Genomic DNA, 20652 nt, shown 5'->3' with positions numbered 1-20652 from the left:
GTGGATTCAGTCGGCCGGAACGTTGGCGGGGATCTCGGATACCGGCTCCGATATGCCGGCCTCTGCCTCGGCCCAGGGGCTTTGCAGGCCGGCATTCGCGCCGAATGCCGGGCCGACGATGGTGATGACCATGTCGGCATGTTCCGGCAGGCCGCCGGGGCGCTTCCAGAAGAGGACGGTGAAGGTGGGTTTGTCGACCCTGTCGTCCGGGGGGCCGAAACGGGCGGTCAGTTCGTCGGCAAAAGCCCGGCTGGTGGCCGTGCGATCCTCGTCGCTGCCGCCCGAGGGATGTTCGCGGAAATTGGCCGTTGCCAGGCGCCGTCCTTCGGGCAGATCGAGGAAACGGAGGCTGATCTTCATCGGCCGATCCGGCGATGCGTAGCAGGACATCTCGCCCAGCTCATTCCGTGGATTTTCGGAAGAGGTGGGGCTGCACGGGATCGTACGATAATTGCCGGCCTTCAGCGCCGCCTCGACCTGCGAGGGGGACATCAGCGGCGCGATGCCCTCGATGGCTGCGCCGCTCCAGTCTGGAAGGGGGTGTTTCGATGTGGCGGGTTCGCCCTTGCAACCGGCGAGGGCGAGCGCGGCTATCAGGACATGGATCGACCAGACGATGGGTCGCCGTCTCATGCCCGCCGCCAAGGCGTTGATAAGGCTTGCCTTGTCGTCCATGCCTCGCTTCCATGCACCCGCCTGAATCGCGCTTGGCTGTTTTCGGGGAAAGCTCCAAGCGGGTCAAACACAGGCGGTTGATCAGAGGTTGACGCGAGGACGATGCGGCCGTCGGCGATATGGGAGGAAGCATGAGCTGGACCATCATTCCCTATGTGTCCGTCGGGCTGCTCACCTTCGGGATGACGCCGCAGGAGGTGGCACGGCATATCGGGCCGCCTGAGAGTGTCTCGAACGCGATGCCGGCCGGTGCGCCGCAGGAGCTTCAGGACAAATATGCCGACCACATCGTCGAATTCCGCATCGGCGGGGGCGGCGGCGAGATGAAGCCGAGCGTGCGGTATGAAGCGGGCAAAGCGGTATCGTTCGACCTGTTCGAGACGCTGCCGGGGGTGGAGATCAACGGCTACCGGCCCTTCGAACACCCGATGCCGGCGGCGTTGGCACGGCTGAAGCAGGAATCCGTGCATTACGTCGAGGACAAGGACGGCGTGATTTTTTTTCTGGATTTCGGGCTTTCGATCTCCAACGGCGACAATTGGGACGAAGTGCCGCCCATCAACGTTTTCGCGCGGGGCGATTTCGACGAGCTGATCGAGGAGAGCGTGAAGGCGGGCGAGGCGAACGTCGTCCGGAAATAGCGTTTCCTCCTGCAACGAAAGGCGCGGGCGAAAATGCGAGTCGTTCGTGACCTTGCCACAATCTTGGGCGAGTTAGCCGTTTCCTCCTCCCGAACTCTCCCCGCCAGGTCAAGGATATGAGCTTTTCCCGACCCCTGCTGCACATGCGGCTGACCGGCCTTCTGCTGGCCGCGAACCTGCTGCTGTTTTCGGCCCTGGCCGGACTGGCGCAGGTGGAGGAGAACCGCCTTCTCGACGGCGTGAAGACCTCGCTCGACCAGGCGGAGGCGGAACTTGCCAAGCCGATCGTCGATGATGCCGTTCTGCTGGATTTGTCGCGCAGGGTCGACCAGGCGCGCAGCAGCATCTCCGAGGTGCAGCAAGGGCTGACGCCGCGCCAGCAGGCCATCACCACCCGCATCGAGCAATTGGGCGAGAAGCCGGGCGAGGGCGCGGCGCCGGAGAGCGCGGAGATCGCACAGGAGCGCGAGACGCAGCTCGCCGCCCGCCAGCCCATCGACGAGACATTGAAACGCACGGGCCTGCTGCTCGTGCAATCCGACCAGATCGTCGAGCAGATCTCGGCCAAACGGCGAGATCTGTTCAACAGCCGCGTGCTGGGCCGCACCCGCTCGCTGCTGGCACCCAGCCTGTGGGCCGATGTGGTGGACGAGGTGCCCCGGCGCTGGACGGCGGCCTCCGGCTTCCTGACGCAATGGGGTAATCTCTTCACCTCGCGGCTGGATCTGCAGAGCGGGGCGGTGCTGGGCATCGCCATATTGCTGGCGATCGCGCTGATGTGGCCGATCCGGATCTGGTCACAGCGGCTGGGACGCCGCTATGTGTTCGAGCAGGTGGCCTCGGGCGGGCGATTGAAACGCGCCGCAGCCGCGCTGTGGGTGGTGCTCATCACCTCCGCCGCGCCGGTGGCGGCTGCGTTCGTGCTCTATCAGGGCCTGACCATTCCCGACCTCGTGCCCGACCGGGCCATCCCCTTCCTGCAACGACTGGTGGCGCTGACGGCATTCGTCTCGGTCATTGCCGGGCTGAACCAGGCGGTGCTGGCGCCCGGCCGGCCTTCCTGGCGCCTGGCCTATGTGTCGGACGAGGCGGCGCAGCGGATCGCGGCCTACCCGCTTTGGATCGCCTCGATCTATGCCCTGACGCGGGTGGTGCAGGGCTTCCTCGACATCATCGGTATCGGGCTTGCGCCGACGGTCGCGCTCGATGGCGTGACCGCCGTGCTGATCGCGCTGATTTTCGCGCTGGGTCTTCAGCCCGCCAAGGAAACCGCCGAGGAGACGGAGGGGCAGCCGTCTGCGCAGGCGGCGCAACAGGCGCAGCCGGATGGCGGCTGGATGAAGGGCGCCGCCCGCCTCATTGCGTGGATTGCCATCGCGGTGGTGATGATCTCGGTGGCGACGGGATACATCTCCTTCGGTTTCTTCCTTATCCAGCAGATGATCTGGATCAGCGTGCTGGGAGCGGCGCTCTACATCCTTCTGGCGCTGGTCGACGGACTTTGCGCGGCGGGTGCCCACAGTCCCGTCGGACGTTTCGCACGCGGGACGCTGGGCCTGCGCGACCAGAGGTTCGGCCAGATCTGCGCGGTGGTCTCGGGTTTCCTGCACCTCGTGCTGATCGTTCTGGCCGTGATGCTGGCCGCTGCGCCCTGGGGCATCCAGGGCGACGATGCCGTGAGCTGGTTCGACCGGGCGCTGGCGGGCTTCCAGCTCGGCGGACTGTCGGTCTCCCCGCTGACCATCCTCGGTGCGATCGCGTTCCTGACCGGCGGCATCTTGCTGACCCGGGCCGTGCAGCGCTGGCTGGACAAGACCTATCTGCCCCTGACCCGGATGGACGAGGGGCTGAAGAACTCGATCGGCACCGCGACCGGCTATGCCGGAACGATCATCGCGGTGGGCCTCGCAGTGTCCTCGCTGGGGTTCGGACTGGAGAAGTTCGCCATCGTGGCCGGTGCGCTTTCGGTCGGTATCGGTTTCGGCCTGCAGGCCATCGTGTCGAACTTCGTGTCGGGCCTGATCCTTCTGGCGGAACGGCCGATCAAGGTGGGCGACTGGGTGGGCATCGGCGGCGAAGAGGGCAATGTCCGGCGCATCAGCGTGCGCTCCACCGTGGTGGAGAAGTTCGACCGCTCGATGATGATCGTGCCGAATTCCGACCTCATCACCAAGCCCGTGCTGAACCGCACCCACCAGAACCCGCTGGGCCGCGTGAACCTCAAGCTCGGCACCTCGCATGCGGCGAGCGTGCAGGAGGTGCGGGATCTGCTGAAGGCGGCGGCGCAGGCGCACAAATCGGTGCTGGCGAACCCCGCGCCTGTGATCGAGATCGTGGGGACGACCGATGTCGGCGTGCAATGGCAGATGTTCTGCTACGTGCCTTCGCCGCGCCAGACGGCGACCACGCGCAGCGACCTCTATTTAGACATCCTTACGCAATTGCAGGCAAAAGGGATGAATATCACCGCTTCGCCCTGAGCCGAAAGTCATCGCAATCGTGTCCAGAATCCATTTTCCGGCTGTGCGCGCCGGGCTTCGTCTCGGCGCCATCGCGCTTGCCGGCCTGATGATCGCCGCCTGCTCGACCAAGGCCCCGTACCAGCCGCCGCAGGAGCCGAGCATGTATCGCAGCCTCGTGCCGGCCGGCGCGCAGGTGGACGGCGAGGCCACGGCCGAAATGGTCTCGGGCTTCCGCCGCAACAACGGCCTTGGGCCCGTGACGCTCGACCCAGCACTGACGCGCATCGCCGAGGAGCATTCGCGCGCCATGGCGCGGCGCGGGCAGGTGAGCCATGACGCCGGCGACGGCCCGCTCGACGCCCGCGCGCGCAAACAGGGCTATCGCTATGCCCGCATCGCCGAGAACGTGGCCGGCGGCTACCACACCCTGGCCGAGGCGTTTTCCGGATGGCGTGAATCCGCAGGGCATCGCAAGAACATGCTGATGCCGAGCGCGACCCGCATCGGCATCGCCGTGGCGCAGGCGCCGGGCCACAAATACAAGGTGTTCTGGACCATGGTGGTGGCCGAGCCCGACCAGGCGCCGAACCGGCCCGTGGTGTGGGGCGCGCCGGCCTCCGTAGGTGTCCTAACGGTTCGGTGACTGGCGCCCGCGCCGCGTGCAGGATAGAAACCACTACGGAATTCCCGGAGATCAGACGACGATCATGAAGGCCCGCTTCCTCAGCTTCGCTCTTGCCGCCCTGCTGGCCCTGACGGGCACGGCGGCAAACGCCAAGCCGGCTCTGGTGGTCGACGCCGACAGCGGGCGCGTGCTCTTCGCGCAGGAGGCCACGCAGGCCTGGTTTCCGGCCTCGCTGACCAAGCTGATGACCACCTATGTGGTGCTGAACGCGGTGAAGCAGGGCCGGGTGAGCCTCGACAGCCCGCTGCTCTACACCGAGCGGGCGCGGGAGGAACGGCCGAGCAAGATGGGCTTCCCCGTCGGCACGATCATCACGGTCGAGAATGCGCTGAAGCTCCTGATTGTCAAATCCGCCAACGATCTGGCCGTGACGCTCGCCGAGGGCGTGAGCGGCAATGTGGAGGATTTCGTCGCTGAGATGAACGCGACGGCGCAGAAGCTCGGCATGAACCAGAGCCGCTTTACCAATCCGAATGGCTGGTTCCACCCCGATCAGGTGACGACCGCGCGCGACATGGCGCTGCTGGCGCAGGCGATCTATCGGGACTTCCCGCAATCGGCGATGCTCTACGATGCGCGCGGCGTGCAGCTGGGCAAGACCTTGGTGCGCGGACACAATTCGCTGCTCGGACGGTTCGAAGGCGCCGACGGCATGAAAACGGGCTTCACCTGTCCCTCGGGCTTCAACCTCGTGGCTACCGCCAAACGCGGCCAGCGCCGCCTGATCGCCGTGGTGCTGGGCGAGGAAAACGCCAAGCAGCGCACGCAGCATGCCGCCGAACTGCTGGAAGCGGGCTTCGGATCGTGGACCTTCTGGCGGACCGGGCAGGAGCTGAAAAGCCTGAGGCCGGTCTCAGGCCCGGCGCCGAACCTGCGCGCCGATATCTGCGAGAAGAAAAAGGCGCCGGAGGCCGTGGGCGAAGTGGCCGACGAGGGACAGGCGAACCTGGTGGGCGCGGGGCAGAGCGCGCGCTCGGGCCTGACGATGAGCTACAATAACGGCACCGAGACGAAGCCGCTTCTGCTGGAAACGCCGACGCCCGGGCCGATCATGAACGCCTTTCTGGGCCCGAACCCGAACGGCCCGCCGGAATTCCTGGCGCTGGCGGCAAAGCTGGCGCCCGAGCCGCCTCCGTCCAATTCCGCGGGGCCGGCCGTGCCCATGCCGCGCCCGCGCCCGGCCAAGCTTTCCAGCAAGTGAGCGGGCGGGAGCGGTTCGCGCCGGTCTCGCTGACGCTGCTGACCGGCTTTCTCGGGGCCGGCAAGACGAGCCTGCTGAACCGGCTGGCCGGCCAGGGCGCGCTGCCCGACACGCTTGTGATCGTCAATGAAATCGGCGAGATCAGCCTCGACCATCTGCTCATGGAGCGGCTGGAGGGCGATGTGGTGGCGCTTTCCGGAGGGTGCCTGTGCTGCGCGGTGCGCAGCGACCTGATCGAGACATTCGAGGATCTGCTGCGCCGGCGCGACGAGGGCTCGTTGCCCGCGTTTCGCCGCGTGGTGCTGGAGACGACCGGGCTGGCCGACCCGGTGCCGGTGCTGCACGCGATGCAGGCGCATCCGCTGTTGCAGGTGCGGTTCGCGCTGGACGGTGTGATCGCCGTGGTGGATGCGCTGACCGGCGCGCGGGCCTTGTGCGAGCACGAGGAGGCGCGGCGGCAGGTCGCTTTGGCGGACCGCGTGGTGCTGACCAAGACGGATCTCGTGGCGGACGACGAGGCGCGGGCGGCCGAGGCCGAGCTGCGCCGGCGGCTGGCGGAACTCGCGCCCGGCGCGCCGGTGCTGGATGCCGCGCGTGGAGAGGCGGTGGCTGAGCGTCTGTTCGATGTGGCGCCCTGGACCATCGAGGGCCGGAGCGAGGCGGTGAAGGACTGGCTGCGGGCCGAGGCGGACGGGACTGCCGCCACGGCGCACACCGGCGATATCCGCACCACGACCCTTTGGAGCGACACCGCGCTGCCGCCCGAAGCGTTCGGCCTGTTCACCGATCTGCTGCGCTCGGAATTCGGCGCGAACATCCTGCGGCTGAAAGGACTGGTGCGCACGACACTCGACCCAGAACGACCTGTGCTGATCCACGGTGTGCAGCATGTGTTCCATCCGCCCCGACGGCTGGACGCCTGGCCCGATGCGGACCGGCGCACCCGGATCGTGGTGATCGGCCGCGATCTCCATGCCGAAGGCATTGCGCGGCTTTACGAGGCTTTCGGCAGCATGGCTGCGCCACGGCCGGATGTTCTCCTGGGCTGACGCGACGCAGCCGGAGGTTGCGGTTTCTTAAGGCGATGCCGGTATGGCTCGATCTCTCTGACGAGCGGACATTGCGTGACCGAATTTCAGACCGAGACCGGAGGGCTGCGCGCCCGCCTGCGCGCATGGACCCGCGACGGCGGCGACCTCGCAATGGCGCGGCGCATGGCCTCGACCACGTTCCTGCTGCGCGTGGTGAACGCGGCCCTGGCGCTGGTGCTCCAGGTGGCTTTGGCGCGATGGATGGGCGCGCATGAATACGGCATCTACGCCTATGCCTGGGTGTGGGTGCTGCTGGCCGGAGGGTTGAGCGGGCTCGGGCTTTCCGCCGCGTCGCAGCGGCTGGTGCCGGAATATCAGGCCGCTGGCGATGAGGGCGCGCGGCTGCGCGGCTTCCTGACGGGCGGCGGGGCGCTGGCGTTCGTGATCTCGGCGGCGTTCGCCACGCTCGGGGCCATCGCGGTGAGCGTTCCCGGCTGGGTGGCGGATGAGTTTCGCACGCCCTTGCTGATCGCCTGCCTGTGCACGCCGTTCTTCGTTCTGATGGATTTTCAGGAGGGGATCGCGCGCGCGTTCCACTGGGCGGGGCTGGCGTTCGTGCCGCCCTATTTCGTGCAGCCGCTGCTGATCCTGTGCGTGGCGTTCGCGCTGTTCGCGGCCGGACGCGGGCTGGATGCGGCGGGGCTGATGTGGATCAGCCTGGCGGCAATCCTGGTGGCGGGGATCGGCCAGTTCGTGGTGCTGCGGGGGCGACTGTCGGGCCGTGTGCCAAGCGGGCGGCGGGTGTTGGAGGTGCGGCGCTGGCTGCGCATGGCGCTGCCGCTCCTGCTGATGAACGGCTTCTATCTGCTGCTGACTTATGTGGATGTGCTGATCCTCGAGCGTTTTCATCCGCCCGGCGATGTGGCGCATTATTTCGCCGCGACGAAAATCATGGCGGTGATGTCGTTCATCGTGTTCGCCGTGCAGGCGGCGTGCGCGGCGCGGTTTGCCGGCTATCACGTGGCGGGCGAGCGGGAGAAGCTGGCCGCCTTTGCCCGGCAGGCACGGCGCTGGACATTCTGGCCCTCGCTCGCTGCGGCGCTGGGGCTGCTGGTTCTGGGCCAGCCCTTGCTGTGGCTGTTCGGGCCTGATTTCACGACCGTGTTCTATCTTCTGCCTATCATGGCGGCGGGCCTTCTGGCGCGTGCGGCGGCGGGGCCTGTGGAGCCCCTGCTGGCCATGGCGGGCGAGGAGCGGGCGACGGCTTGGACGGCGGGCGGGGCGCTGCTGCTCAATCTGGTGCTGAACCTCGCGCTCATTCCGCTCTGGGGGCTGGCGGGTGCGGCGCTGGCGACAAGCCTCGCGCTGGCGGCGCAGGCTGTGGCGATGACGGGGCTGGCGCACCGCCGGCTGGGCATCCGGCTGCTCTAGCGCGCGGGGCCGAACTCCGCATGATAGCGCGCGACCTTCTCCCGATAGCCCTCCGCGGTGCGGCGGCAGCGGGCGATCTCGGCTTCGGTCAATTGCCGGACCACCTTGCCAGGCGCACCCACGACCAATGAATGATCGGGCACGATGGTGCCCTGCGTGAGCAGCGCGTTGGCGCCGATGAGGCAGCCCTTGCCGATGACGCAGCCGTTGAGGATGGTCGCGCCCATGCCGACGAGGCTGCCTTCGCCGATGGTGCAGCCATGCACGATGGCGCGATGCCCGAGCGACGAATAGGGGTGCATGGTGAGCGGGAAACCGGGATCGACATGCAGCACGCAGCCATCCTGCACGTTGCAGGCCTCGCCGATGTCGATGAGCTCGCTGTCGCCGCGCAGGACGGCGCCGAACCAGATTGTCGCACCTTCGCCGAGGCGGACATTGCCCACCAGACGGGCGTCGGGCGCGATCCAATAAGTGCCCTCTGCGGGCAGTTGCGGGTGCAGGTTTCCGAGCGAGTGAACGGGCATGAGGCGCGTCTAGCAGATTGCCGAAAGGGCCGCACCTGCCCAGTTCATGCGGACAGTGGAGATTCGACATGGCAAACGATGCGCGGGAACCGGAGACGCTGTTCTTCGCCGATGACGGGACGATCCCCAACAATCCGTCCCTGGCGGTGCTCGTCTATCGTGGCGTGCTGACGCCGGGCGACGGAGCGGCCGCGTTCGAGGATTTATTCGCGCGCAATGGCTGGACGGGCAGCTGGCGAAACGGGCTCTACGATTTCCACCATTTCCATTCGACCGCCCATGAGGTGCTGGGCATCTCGCGCGGGCGGGTGACTGCGCGGATCGGCGGGCCAGACGGGCGTTCGCTGATGCTGGAGGCCGGAGATGTGGTGATGCTGCCGGCCGGGACGGGACATTTCAACGAAGGCGCCAGCGAGGATCTGGAGATCGTGGGCGCCTATGCCGATGGCCGTGACCCGGATCTGTGCCGGGGCGAGCCGAAGGATGCGGCGAAGGTTCGCGACAACATCGCGAAGCTGCGCGCACCGGAACGGGACCCGGTGCGCGGATAGGGATCAGGATTCGCGCGGGATGGCGCGGAAGGCCGTGTCGATGCGCAGCGACAGATTGTCGGTGGACGCCGGTGCGACCGAGGGCACCTCGACGTTCTTGGCGACGCTGGTGCGGGCTTCCGCCGGGCTGCTGCGGTAGACGATGCGGCCCTTGTCGTCGAGGAGGACGATCGAGGCGGATTGATCGCCAAGCACCTGCACCTGACGCACTTCGACCGGCTGGGCCAGCAGATTGCGAGCCACGCGAACCGGCTCCTGCGTGACCAGAAGATCGCCCTTCGCGGGCTTGTTGGAACGGATGGTCTCGGTGCCGGCCTCATAACCGCCATTGGCGACGGCCGGGCCGGGCGAAATGGCGAAGCTGGCGCCGACGCCGACGGCAATTCCGACGGCCAGACCGGCCAGGATGTCAGATGTACGGGCCATGATGGCCTCCCCCGAAAAATGTGCGCCGGCTCAACACGCCAGCTGAACTCTCGGGGAATGAACGCGTGAATCCGGAAAAAGCTCCACCGGAGCGCGAACTTTACGAATCTAGGGCGGTCCACTGGCGAAGAAAGGCCCTCACGGCGTCTGGCTCCACATCCGAGGACACGAAGCTCTGGCCGATGCCGCGGGCGAGGATGAAGGTGAGGCGGCCGGCCTTCACCTTCTTGTCCTGTGCCATCAGCTCGAACAGATGATCGGCATCGCCGATCTCGCCCGGAATGTCGGAGATGCGGGTGGGGAGGCCGACGGCGCGCAGATGCGCTTCGACGCGATCGGCCTCGGTTTCGGAGGCAAGGCCGAGGCTGGCGGAGAAACGGAACGCGGCGACGAGGCCGATGGCGACGCCTTCGCCGTGCACCAGACGCTCGCCGTCATAGCGCACGGCCGCTTCCAGCGCATGACCGAAGGTGTGGCCGAGATTGAGGAGCGCGCGCTCGCCCGTCTCCGTCTCGTCGCGGGCGACGATGCCGGCCTTGGCCGCGCAGGAGGTGGCGATGGCGTTCATGCGCGCCTGGCCGCCGAGGAAGACCTCGTTCCATTCCGCTTCGAGCCAGTCGAAGAAATCCGGATCGTCGATCAGGCCGTATTTGACGATCTCCGCATAGCCGGCGCGGAACTCGCGCTGGGGCAGCGTGTCGAGCACGCCGGTGTCGGCCAGGACGAGGCTGGGCTGGTGGAACGCGCCGATGAGGTTCTTGCCGGCGCGGGTGTTGATGCCCGTCTTGCCGCCGACCGAGGAATCGACCTGAGCGAGCAAGGTGGTGGGCACCTGGACCACGCGCACGCCGCGCCGCAGGATGGCCGCCGCGAAGCCCGCGAGATCGCCGATGACGCCGCCGCCGAGAGCCAAGACGAGATCGCCGCGCTCGATGCGCGCCTCCAGCAGCTGGGCGCAGACGTCTTCGAGATGCGGGAAGCTCTTGGTGCCTTCGCCCGGGGGCAGAACGATTTCCGAAAGATTGAGGCCGGCGGGCGCGATGGCGTCGCGTACCGCATCCATGTGAAGCGCGGCGACGTTGCGGTCCGTGACCACGGCGATGTTGCGCGCGCCGAGAGGTTTCAGCGCTTCGCCCAGGCCCGCGATGAGATGGGGGCCGATGTGTATCTGATAGGAGCGATCGCCGAGCGCGACGGGGACGCGGATCTGGCTTTCGTGGGCGAGCGTGTCGGTCATGTCTGCGGGTGTTCCTGAAGGTAGGCGTCCAGCGCCTGCAACGTCTCGACGGCCATGGATTCCTGCGGCACATCCCGCGACACGAGCGTGACATCGGCCTCGGCATAGGCCGGTTCGCGTTCGGCGAGGATATTCCGCAGCGTGGCGTCGGGATCGTCCGTCTTCAGGAGGGGCCGGTTGCCGCGCTTGCGGACGCGGCGCATCAGAAGGTCGGCATCGGCCTTGAGCCAGACCGAGATGCCGCAGCGACCGATATGGGCGCGCGTCATGGGGTTCATCCAGGCGCCGCCGCCGGTGGCGATGACGGTGCCGCCTTCCTCCAGAAGACGCGCGAGCACGCGGACCTCGCCGGCGCGGAAATATTCCTCGCCGTGACGGGCGAAGATGTCGGGGATGGTCATGCCCGCCGCCTTCTCGATCTCCGTGTCGGCATCGACGAAGGGCAGGTCGAGCAGTTTGCCGAGCCGGCGGCCGACCGAGGACTTGCCGGCGCCCATCATGCCGATGAGCACGACGGCGCGCGTGCCGAGGCCGGCGCGCACGCGGGCCGCACGGTCCGGAAAGGCGGCGTCGGGTGGAAGATGGGGAGCGGCGTTCGGCGTCATGGTCGTTACGTGCTTGGTTTCCACGAAAGGCGAGGCGGCGCAAGTGGCCCATGCATTGCTTTGCCGCCCGCGCCGTGGCGTAAGGTGAACGGGGCGCCGAATCCGGCGCGTTTTCCCGGGAGATCGTCCGCCATGCCCAGCACGTTCCGGCTGCTGCGCAATCTGCTCCTGATCGCGGCCTGCACGTTCGGCGTGATCTGGGCGCTGGCGACGTTCGTGGAGCCGAGCCCGCGCGAGATGATGGTGAACGTTCCGATCGAGCAGAGCGCCGAGCCATGAGCGCGGCGCGGCAGATCGAGCCGTTCCTGGAAATGCTGTCGGCGGAGCGGGGCGCGGCGCAGAACACGCTGGATGCCTATCGCCGCGATCTCGACGATTATTTCGACTTCCTGATCGGGCGCGGACGCGATGCGGGGGATTCGGATGCCGATGATATCCGCGCCTGGCTGAGCGATCTTTCGGCGCGGGGCTTGCGCACCTCGACCGCCGCGCGCCGGCTGTCGGCCGTGCGGCAATTTCACCGCTTCCTCTACACCGAAGGCCTGCGCGCCGACGATCCGGGCGCCTCGCTGGAGGGGCCGAAGCGCGGGCGCCCCTTGCCGAAGATCTTGTCGGTAGAGGAGGTCGACCGCCTGCTGGCCTGCGCGGCCGAGGGCGTGGACGACGAGACGCGGCCGCTGAAGGAACGCTTCCGTGCGGCGCGGATGAGCGCGCTGTTGGAGATCCTGTACGCGAGCGGCCTGCGCGTGTCCGAACTGGTGGATCTGCCGCGCAGCGCGGCGAAGCCCGGCACGCGGGTTCTGTCGGTGCGCGGCAAGGGCGGGCGCGAGAGGCTGGTGCCGCTGACCGGCGCGGCGCTCCGTACCAGTGCGCTCTATCTGGAACTGCTGGAGGCGGTGGGCGATGCGAAGGGCGGCCGTTATCTGTTTCCCTCGATCGGCGAAAGCGGGCATCTGACGCGGCAGGCCTTCGCCCGGGATCTGAAGGACGTGGCGACGAGGGCCGGAATCGATTCGCGGCGGGTGAGCCCGCATGTGCTGCGCCACGCCTTCGCCAGCCATATGCTGCAGAACGGGGCGGATCTGCGCGCGATCCAGCAATTGCTGGGCCATGCCGATGTGGCCACGACGCAGATCTACACCCATGTGCTGGACGAGCGCGTGGCCTCGATGGTGCGCGATCTTCACCCTCTGGCCGATCCCGATCCCGGCGCTAAGTCTTGACTTACCCGCCCCATCCCCTCAGGTTGCCGGCCGCCCGCCGGATGGCGTCCGCACCGGCGGACCGGGAGATGGCGGCCAACGCACGGATCCATGCGCAGCTATCTCGATTTCGAAAAACACATCGCTGAGCTCGAGGCCAAGGTCGACGAGCTCCAGGCCATCGGTGCGACCGGAGAGGCGGTCTCGCTCGACGACGAGATCGCGCGGCTGCGCGGCAAGGCCGACGACGCCATCGCCGATCTCTACGGCAAGCTGACGCCCTGGCAGAAAACCATGGTGGCGCGGCATCCGAGCCGGCCGCATTTCAACGACTACATCTCGGCCCTGTTCACCGAATTCGACGAGCTGGCGGGCGACCGCAAGTTCGGCGACGACGCGGCCATCATGGGCGGCTTCGCGCGCTTCGCCGGACAGCCGGTGCTGGTGATGGGCCATGAGCGCGGCACCGACACCGAGAGCCGGCTGAAGCACAATTTCGGCATGGCGCGGCCCGAAGGCTACCGCAAGGCCGTGCGGCTGATGGAACTGGCCAACCGCTTCGGCCTGCCCATCATCACGCTGGTGGACACGGCGGGCGCCTATCCCGGCATCGGCGCGGAGGAGCGCGGCCAGGCGGAAGCCATTGCGCGTTCCACCGAAGCCTGCCTCAAGCTCGACGTGCCGAACGTCTCCGTCATCATCGGCGAGGGTGGATCGGGCGGCGCGATCGCGCTGGCCACCGCCAACAACGTGCAGATGCTGGAGCATTCGGTCTACAGCGTGATCTCGCCGGAAGGCGCGGCCTCCATCCTGTGGCGCGACAGCGCACGGGCGACCGACGCCGCCACCAATCTCAAGATCACCGCGCAGGACCTGCTGAAGCTGGGCGTGGTGGACGGCATCATTCCGGAGCCGATGGGGGGCGCGCACCGCAACCCCGCACAGGCCGTCGAGGCCGTGGGCGAGGCGATTTCCGCCGCTTTCGAGGGATTGTCCGGGCTGGACGGCGCGGCGCTGCGTCAGCACCGGCGCGACAAGTTCCTGGCCATCGGTCGCGCACTCGCTGGTTGAGCCCAAGATTCCGGTTGCGGTAACGTCTTCGTAAGGCTAAGCGTCGTTAAGTCGGGGGGACGAAGGCTGCATTTGCGGCCGGTTGACCTATTCGAGAGTCCCATGACGAAGCGCCCTCTCAGCCTTCTGATCCTTGCCGGTTTCGCCGCGCTGAGCCTTGCCGGCTGCAAGACCGAAACCGCCGGCGGCGGCATTCCCGCCAAGGCGCTGCAGCCCATCGCGCCGAAGACCGTGGCCCTGATGGCCGAAAAGGGCATGCGGAAAGAGGATCCGATCCTCGTCCGCATCTACAAGGAAGATTCCCAGCTCGAAGTCTGGAAGAAGCGTCAGCAGGACGGCCGCTATGCGCTGCTGAAGACGTATGACATCTGCCGCTGGTCGGGCAATCTGGGGCCGAAGAAGGCGGAAGGCGACAAGCAGGCGCCCGAGGGCTTCTACACGGTGACGCCGGCGCAGATGAACCCGCGCTCGGCCTATTACCTGTCGTTCGACCTGGGCTTTCCGAATTCCTATGACCGCAGCCTCGGCCGCACCGGCAAGCACCTGATGGTGCATGGCGACTGCCTGTCCGCCGGCTGCTACGCCATGACCGATCCGCAGATCGCCGAGGTCTATGCGCTGGCGCGCGAGGCCTTCCGCGGCGGGCAGAAATCGTTCCAGGTGCAGGCCATGCCGTTCCGCATGACGGCGGAGAACATGGCGCGCCGCCGCAACGACCCGAACCTCGCGTTCTGGAAGAACCTGAAGCAGGGCTCGGACCATTTCGTCGCGACCCGGCAGGAGCCGAAAGTCGCGGTGTGCGGCCGGAAATATGTGTTCGACGCGCAGTCGCAGGCCGGAAGCTTCGATCCGAACGCGGCGTGCCCGCCCTATGAGATCGAGCCCTCGGTCGCCATGGCTGTGGCGCCGAAGATCAAGCGGGACGAGGAAAAGTTCGCGCAATTGGTGGCGGGCAACGTGCAGACGGCTTCGGCCTACGAGCCGCAGAACGGACGCATAAGGCGCGCGCTGAGCGATCCCCTGCCGCAGCGCACGCTGACCGCCTCGGCCGAGCCCGAGGAGATGCATGCGCCGGCTCCGAGCTCGTCGGCCCTGGCAATGGCGGACAACGAGGCCCCGCGGTCATCGGGCAACGGCATGCTGGGATGGATGCGCCGCGACACGCCGAAGGAACTTAACACGGCGAGCACGCCGGTCGCGACGGCCAGCGCCGCCACGATCTCTGCCCCGGCAAGCGAGCCTGTGGTGACGGCCGCCGCCGAGCCCGTTCAGCCCGCAATGGGGCAGCCGGTTGCCGCGTCGCTCGGCGGGGCGTCCGGACATTCGAAGCCGTTCTACAAGAAGATGCTGGGTCTCGGCTCGGATGAGGCGAAGGCCGCTCCGCCTGCGGCTCCCGTTCATGTCGCCGTCGCGGCTCCAGTCGAGGTTCCGGCCGCGCGTCCGGCTCCGGTGGCCGCACCGCGTCCGGCGCCCAAGCCTGTCGCCCGGACGGCGGCACCTGCACCCGTGGCGCCGCCGGCGCCTGTGGCCCAGGCGTCGGCGGCTCAGACCCCAGCGCCGGCCCCGGCACCGAAGACCGCCGCCAACGCGCCTGAGCTGCGTCCGCAGACGGGGCTGATCGCAGCGCCGATCCTCAGCACGGGAACGTTCCGCTAAGCTGATAAGCGGGGGGCCTGCCGCACGGGCGGCAGGATCCGCGCCTCTACGAAGACAAAAAAAAGGCCGCTCGCGCGGCCTTTTTTCATGGTCGGAAGTGCTGCCGGATCAGCCGAAACGGCCGTGGCAATGCTTGTATTTCTTGCCCGAGCCGCAGGGGCAGGGAGCGTTGCGGGAGACGTTGCCCCAGGTCGATGGATTGTTGGGATCGACCTCGGCATCGGCCAGAGTCGCTGCTTCCGCTGCAAAGGCCATCTCGTCCTCGCCGGTGAACGGGCTTTCGTGATGCGCTTCCATGGGCGGAAGATCGTCTTCGCCCGGTGCGAGCGGCGGCGACTGTGCGAGTTCGACCCGTGCGAGCTGGCCCGTGACCACATCGCGCAGGCGGCCGAGCATGGTCTGGAAGATGTCGAAGGCTTCCGTCTTGTACTCGTTCAGCGGATCGCGCTGGCCGTAGCCGCGCAGGCCGATGACCTGACGCAGATGGTCGAGCGTGGAGATGTGCTCGCGCCACAGGCCATCGAGCGTCTGCAGGACGACGGCCTTCTCGATCTGGCGCATCACGTCGGGCCCGAAGCGGGCGGCCTTGGCGGCCATGGCCTCGTCCGAGGCCTTCTTGATGCGCTCGCGGATTTCCTCGTCGGCGATGCCCTCTTCCTGCGCCCATTCCTGGACTGGAAGTTCGAGCGCGAGCTTCTCCTCGACGTCCTGCCGCAGACCCTCGGTGTCCCATTGCTCAGCATAGGCGTTTTCGGGGATGTGCGCCGTGACCACATCGTCGATCACGCCATGGCGCATGTCGCCGATGGTTTCCGACAGATCCTCCTCGTCGAGGAGCTCGCGGCGCTGCTCGAAGATCACCTTGCGCTGATCGTTGAGCACGTCGTCGTATTTCAGGAGGTTCTTGCGGATGTCGAAATTGCGGGCCTCGACCTTGCGCTGCGCACGTTCCACCGCCTTGTTGATCCAGGGGTGGATGATGGCCTCGCCTTCCTGGAGGCCGAGCTTCTGCAGCATGCCGTCCATGCGGTCGGAGCCGAAGATGCGCATCAGATCGTCCTGAAGCGACAGATAGAATTTCGAGCGTCCCGGATCGCCCTGACGGCCGGAACGGCCGCGCAGCTGGTTGTCGATGCGGCGGCTCTCATGACGCTCGGTGCCGACGACGCAGAGGCCGCCGGCGGCGAGCGCCACCTTCTTCTTCTCGGCGATGTCGGCCTTGATCTCGGCGATCTTCGCCTCGCGTTCCGGGCCTTCCGGCAGATCCGCGCATTCCTGCTCGACGCGCATTTCGAGGTTGCCGCCGAGCTGAATGTCGGTGCCGCGGCCGGCCATGTTGGTGGCGATGGTGACGGCGCCGGGGACGCCGGCCTGCGCGACGATAAAGGCTTCCTGCTCATGATAGCGGGCGTTCAGCACCTGGTGCGGAATGCCGGCGGTCTTGAGCTCTTCCGACAGCGTCTCGGACTTCTCGATGGAGGTGGTGCCGACCAGGATGGGCTGGCCGCGCTCGCGGCAATCGCGGATCAGCACCGCGATGGCACGGTATTTCTCCGGATTGGTGCGGTAGACCTCGTCGTCCTCGTCAATGCGCGACACCGGCAGATTGGTCGGCATCTCGACCACTTCGAGGCGGTAGATGTCGCCGAACTCCTCGGCCTCGGTCAGCGCCGTGCCGGTCATTCCGGACAGCTTGTCGTAGAGGCGGAAATAATTCTGGAAGGTGATCGAGGCCAGCGTCTGGTTCTCGGGCTGGATCTGCACCCGCTCCTTGGCCTCGAGCGCCTGATGCAGGCCTTCCGAATAGCGGCGGCCCGGCATCATGCGGCCGGTGAACTCGTCGATGATGACGACCTCGCCGTGACGGACGATATAATCCTTGTCGCGCTGGAACAGGCGGTGAGCGCGCAGGGCCTGGTTGACGTGGTGGACGACCGTGACGTTTTCGAGATCGTAGAGGCTTTCGCCGCGCAGGAGGCCGGCTTCGCGCAGCGGGCCCTCGATGAATTCGTTGCCGGCCTCGGTGAGGGAGACCGTGCGCTGCTTCTCGTCCAGCTCGTAATGCTCGGGCAGGAGCGAGGGCATGAAGGCATCGATCGTCATGTAGAGTTCGGAACGATCCTCCAGCGGGCCGGAGATGATGAGCGGGGTGCGCGCCTCGTCCACCAGGATCGAATCGACTTCGTCGACGATCGCATAGGCATGGCCGCGCTGGACCATCTGCGACACGTCGTACTTCATGTTGTCGCGGAGGTAATCGAAGCCGAGCTCGTTGTTCGTGGCGTAGGTGATGTCGCACGCATAGGCGGCGCGGCGTTCCTCGTCGTCGAGACCGTGGACGATGACGCCCGTGGACAGGCCAAGGAAATTGTAGACGCGGCCCATCCAGCCCGAATCGCGGGTGGCCAGATAATCGTTGACGGTGACGACGTGGACGCCGCGGCCGGGCAAAGCGTTGAGATAGGTGGCGAGCGTGGCCACGAGCGTCTTGCCTTCGCCGGTCTTCATCTCGGCGATCTTGCCCTCGTAGAGCACCATGCCGCCCATGAGCTGCACATCGAAATGGCGCTGGCCGAGCACGCGGCGCGCCGCCTCGCGCACCGTGGCGAAGGCGGGAACGAGCAGATCGTCGAGCTTGGTGCCTTCGGCCAGCTGCTGGCGGAACTGGAAGGTGCGGGCGCGCAGCTCCTCGTCCGAGAGCTTCAACAGCTCGGGTTCGAGCGCGTTGATCTCCGCCACGCGGGCGCGGTGATTCTTCAGACGGCGATCGTTGGACGAGCCGAACAGACGTGCTAAGGCGCCAAGCATCAAGGCCTCATGAGCGGGCGCACAGGGCGCGCGAATGAACCGGCCGTTGGGCGTCCCGACCAGCGTATCACCCGGAACGGGTGCCGTGCGGACGGGAGACGCAGCGTGGTTCCCCGGAATAACAGGAGCCGTTCCGACAGGAGCGGTCGGGGGGACAATTATGAACGGCCCCAAGGGTTGTCAATGCGCCCCATTTCGGCGCAGTGTCCGCCCGCTGGGTCAAGAGCCACGCGATGAGGGTATCGATCTCCATGAATCTGAATGTTTCCGGCTCGAAGTCCAACGGTTGCAGCCGCCTCGCGCTCGCGCTGGCCGCTGCCGCGATCCTGACGATGTCGCCTTTGGCCGCGCAGGCCCAGACCACGCCGCCGGCCGCAGCGCCCGCGGCCGAGGCACCCGCCGCCGCGCCGGCCGATCCGGACCATGTGGTGGCGCGCATCGACGGCCAGCCGCTGACCGAACGGGAAGTGAAGATTGCCCTCGACGAGCTCGGCCCGTCGCTGGCCGGAATGGTGGAAGAGCAGAAGCGCGAGCAGGTGATCGGCTTCCTGATCGACATCAAGCTGGCGGCCCGTGCCGCCGAGAAGGAAAAGCTGGCCGAGGGGCCGGAATTCCAGTCGCAGCTCGCCTTCCTGCGTGAGCGCGCGCTGATGCAGACCTTCCTCGACCAGAGCGGCAAGAAGGCCGTGACGACCGAGGCGGTGAAGCAGATCTACGACGAGACCGTCAAGGAACTGAAGCCCGAGCAGGAAGTGCGCGCCAGCCACATCCTCGTCGAGACCGAGGAAGAGGCCAAGGCCATCGAGGAGCGCCTGAAGAAGGGCGAGGATTTCGCGGCGATCGCGAAAGAGCTCTCGAAAGATCCCGGTTCTGGCCAGGAGGGCGGCGATCTCGGTTTCTTCACGCAGGACCAGATGGTGCCGGAATTCGCCGAGACCGCGTTCAAGCTGGAGCCGGGCAAGTTGTCCGCGCCGGTGAAGTCGCAGTTCGGCTGGCACATCATCAAGGTGGCTGAGAAGCGCGAGAAGCCGGTGCCCACGCTCGACCAGGTGAAGGACCAGATCGAGGCCTATGTGAGCCGCCGCGCCCAGCAGGAAGCGGTGCAGAAGCTGCGCGAGGGCGCAAAGATCGAACGCGTCGATCAGCCCAAGGCGCCGGCTCCCGGCGCAGCCGTGCCGTCTTCCGCCCAGTAAGGACAACGCGTATGGCGAAGGTGTCGCCGCTGGCTCCGGAGCATTTTCCGGAGTTGCCGATCGTGGGCGGCGTGCGGATCGCGACGGCGGAAGCCGGCATTCGCTATCGGGGCCGCACCGATGTGCTGCTGATGCTGTTCGACGAGGGCACGAGCGTCGCGGGGGTGTTCACACGCTCGCGCTGCCCGTCCGCCCCCGTCGACTGGTGCCGCGCGGTGCTGCCGGCCGGACAGGCACGGGCGCTGATCGTCAATTCGGGCAATGCCAATGCCTTCACCGGCAAGAAAGGCCGTGAGGCCACGGCCCTGACGGCCCGTTTGGCGGCGCCGGCCATCGGCTGCGGAGAGGACGAGATCTTCCTCGCGTCGACCGGCGTGATCGGTGAGCCGCTGGATGCCAGCCGGTTCGGCCCGGTGATGGATGGTCTGGTGGGCGACGCACGCGCCGAGGGCTGGGAAGACGCCGCCCGCGCCATCATGACGACCGACACGTTTCCGAAGGGCGCGCAGGCGCGTGTCGACCTCGACGGCGTGGTGGTGACCTTGTGCGGCATTGCTAAGGGTGCCGGCATGATCGCGCCCGACATGGCGACGATGCTGTCGTTCGTGGCGACCGACGCCGCGATCGCGCCGGCGGTGCTGCAGGATATTCTGAGCCGGTCGACCAAAACGAGCTTCAATTGCGTGACGGTGGACGGCGATACCTCCACCTCCGACACGCTGCTGGCCTTTGCCACCGGCAAAGCGGGTGGCGCACCGGTCGACAGCCTGGACGATCCACGGGTGGACGCGTTGCGCGCGGCCTTCGATGCGGTGCTGGAGGATCTGGCGCAGCAGGTTGCGCGCGACGGCGAAGGCGCGACGAAGTTCGTGACCGTGCGCGTGGAGGGCGCGGAGAGCGATGCCTCCGCTCATCGCATTGCGCTGTCCATCGCCAATTCGCCGCTGGTAAAGACGGCGGTGGCTGGCGAGGACGCCAATTGGGGCCGCGTGGTGATGGCCGTGGGCAAGGCCGGCGAGCCCGCCGACCGCGACCGGCTGGCGATTCATTTCGGACCGATCCGCGTGGCGGTCGAGGGCGAACGCGATCCGGCCTATGATGAGGCCGAGACCTCGGCCTACATGAAGAACCAGAACATCGATATTCGTGTCGAGATCGGTCTCGGCGACGGACGGTCGCGGGTGTGGACCTGTGATCTGACGGACGAATACATCGCGATCAACGCCGATTACCGCTCGTAAATCCTTACC

At 67.1% G+C, this 20652-nt stretch carries 19 protein-coding genes; 13 read left to right on the top strand and 6 right to left on the bottom strand.

Going from position 1 to position 20652, the window contains the following annotated elements:
- Window positions 1-6: 6 nt before the first annotated feature.
- The gene (locus tag ACQ6S1_RS15175) at window positions 7-675 is read right to left on the bottom strand and encodes a hypothetical protein (protein WP_445042082.1); all 669 of its coding nucleotides are present in this window, start codon (window positions 673-675) and stop codon (window positions 7-9) included.
- Between the two features lie 131 nt (window positions 676-806).
- Between ACQ6S1_RS15175 and ACQ6S1_RS15170 the strand changes: the two genes are divergently transcribed.
- From ACQ6S1_RS15170 to ACQ6S1_RS15145, 6 genes are all read left to right on the top strand, one after another.
- Window positions 807-1316, top strand: coding sequence for a hypothetical protein (locus tag ACQ6S1_RS15170; RefSeq protein ID WP_445042081.1), 510 nt, complete (start codon window positions 807-809; stop codon window positions 1314-1316).
- Window positions 1317-1432: 116 nt separating this feature from the next.
- Window positions 1433-3796, top strand: coding sequence for a DUF3772 domain-containing protein (locus tag ACQ6S1_RS15165; RefSeq protein ID WP_445042080.1), 2364 nt, complete (start codon window positions 1433-1435; stop codon window positions 3794-3796).
- A gap of 19 nt (window positions 3797-3815) precedes the next feature.
- The gene (locus tag ACQ6S1_RS15160; protein ID WP_445042079.1) at window positions 3816-4421 is read left to right on the top strand and encodes a CAP domain-containing protein; all 606 of its coding nucleotides are present in this window, start codon (window positions 3816-3818) and stop codon (window positions 4419-4421) included.
- A gap of 64 nt (window positions 4422-4485) precedes the next feature.
- The gene (locus ACQ6S1_RS15155) at window positions 4486-5664 is read left to right on the top strand and encodes a D-alanyl-D-alanine carboxypeptidase family protein (protein ID WP_445042078.1); all 1179 of its coding nucleotides are present in this window, start codon (window positions 4486-4488) and stop codon (window positions 5662-5664) included.
- Window positions 5661-6713, top strand: coding sequence for a CobW family GTP-binding protein (locus ACQ6S1_RS15150; protein ID WP_445042077.1), 1053 nt, complete (start codon window positions 5661-5663; stop codon window positions 6711-6713). Before ACQ6S1_RS15155 ends, ACQ6S1_RS15150 begins: the two co-directional genes overlap by 4 nt.
- Window positions 6714-6788: 75 nt before the next feature.
- Window positions 6789-8126, top strand: coding sequence for a lipopolysaccharide biosynthesis protein (locus tag ACQ6S1_RS15145; protein WP_445042076.1), 1338 nt, complete (start codon window positions 6789-6791; stop codon window positions 8124-8126).
- Here ACQ6S1_RS15145 and ACQ6S1_RS15140 read toward each other — a convergent pair.
- A complete protein-coding gene (locus ACQ6S1_RS15140; protein ID WP_445042075.1) occupies window positions 8123-8653 on the bottom strand; it encodes a gamma carbonic anhydrase family protein in 531 nt (176 codons plus the stop codon). The two genes, ACQ6S1_RS15145 and ACQ6S1_RS15140, sit on opposite strands and share 4 nt — an antisense overlap.
- 68 nt (window positions 8654-8721) lie before the next feature.
- Between ACQ6S1_RS15140 and ACQ6S1_RS15135 the strand changes: the two genes are divergently transcribed.
- On the top strand, window positions 8722-9204 hold the full coding sequence (locus tag ACQ6S1_RS15135; protein ID WP_445042074.1) for a cupin: 483 nt from the start codon (window positions 8722-8724) through the stop codon (window positions 9202-9204).
- Between the two features lie 3 nt (window positions 9205-9207).
- Here ACQ6S1_RS15135 and ACQ6S1_RS15130 read toward each other — a convergent pair whose 3' ends face one another.
- The 3 genes from ACQ6S1_RS15130 to ACQ6S1_RS15120 all read right to left on the bottom strand — a co-directional run bounded on the left by ACQ6S1_RS15130 (window position 9208) and on the right by ACQ6S1_RS15120 (window position 11472).
- The gene (locus ACQ6S1_RS15130; protein ID WP_445042073.1) at window positions 9208-9630 is read right to left on the bottom strand and encodes a hypothetical protein; all 423 of its coding nucleotides are present in this window, start codon (window positions 9628-9630) and stop codon (window positions 9208-9210) included.
- Between the two features lie 100 nt (window positions 9631-9730).
- Window positions 9731-10867, bottom strand: a complete 1137-nt coding sequence (aroB, locus tag ACQ6S1_RS15125) for a 3-dehydroquinate synthase (protein WP_445042072.1) — start codon at window positions 10865-10867, stop codon at window positions 9731-9733.
- Window positions 10864-11472, bottom strand: coding sequence for a shikimate kinase (locus ACQ6S1_RS15120; protein WP_445042071.1), 609 nt, complete (start codon window positions 11470-11472; stop codon window positions 10864-10866). Before ACQ6S1_RS15120 ends, aroB begins: the two co-directional genes overlap by 4 nt.
- Before the next feature lie 132 nt (window positions 11473-11604).
- Here ACQ6S1_RS15120 and ACQ6S1_RS15115 point away from each other — a divergent pair, with 132 nt between their 5' ends.
- The 4 genes from ACQ6S1_RS15115 to ACQ6S1_RS15100 all read left to right on the top strand — a co-directional run bounded on the left by ACQ6S1_RS15115 (window position 11605) and on the right by ACQ6S1_RS15100 (window position 15401).
- Window positions 11605-11751 (top strand): hypothetical protein, encoded by a 147-nt coding sequence (locus ACQ6S1_RS15115; protein WP_445042070.1) that lies wholly within the window; start codon window positions 11605-11607, stop codon window positions 11749-11751.
- Complete coding sequence (locus tag ACQ6S1_RS15110; protein WP_445042069.1) at window positions 11748-12695, top strand: site-specific tyrosine recombinase XerD; 948 nt, start codon at window positions 11748-11750, stop codon at window positions 12693-12695. Before ACQ6S1_RS15115 ends, ACQ6S1_RS15110 begins: the two co-directional genes overlap by 4 nt.
- A 90-nt stretch (window positions 12696-12785) precedes the next feature.
- Window positions 12786-13745, top strand: a complete 960-nt coding sequence (locus ACQ6S1_RS15105) for an acetyl-CoA carboxylase carboxyltransferase subunit alpha (protein WP_445042068.1) — start codon at window positions 12786-12788, stop codon at window positions 13743-13745.
- 102 nt (window positions 13746-13847) lie between these two features.
- Entirely contained in the window at window positions 13848-15401 is a 1554-nt protein-coding gene (locus ACQ6S1_RS15100) for a L,D-transpeptidase family protein (RefSeq protein ID WP_445042067.1), read from the top strand.
- A 108-nt stretch (window positions 15402-15509) separates the two neighbouring features.
- Here the strand turns inward: ACQ6S1_RS15100 and secA are convergent, their stop codons facing one another.
- Window positions 15510-18209, bottom strand: a complete 2700-nt coding sequence (secA, locus tag ACQ6S1_RS15095; protein WP_445042066.1) for a preprotein translocase subunit SecA — start codon at window positions 18207-18209, stop codon at window positions 15510-15512.
- A gap of 251 nt (window positions 18210-18460) precedes the next feature.
- Here secA and ACQ6S1_RS15090 point away from each other — a divergent pair, with 251 nt between their 5' ends.
- Window positions 18461-19402 (top strand): peptidylprolyl isomerase, encoded by a 942-nt coding sequence (locus tag ACQ6S1_RS15090; RefSeq protein WP_445042065.1) that lies wholly within the window; start codon window positions 18461-18463, stop codon window positions 19400-19402.
- Window positions 19403-19413: 11 nt separating this feature from the next.
- Window positions 19414-20643, top strand: coding sequence for a bifunctional glutamate N-acetyltransferase/amino-acid acetyltransferase ArgJ (argJ, locus tag ACQ6S1_RS15085; protein ID WP_445042064.1), 1230 nt, complete (start codon window positions 19414-19416; stop codon window positions 20641-20643).
- Window positions 20644-20652: the final 9 nt, after the last annotated feature.

The organism is Terrihabitans aquatilis (assembly GCF_052542005.1).
This window is presented reverse-complemented; position numbering and strand designations above follow the sequence as displayed.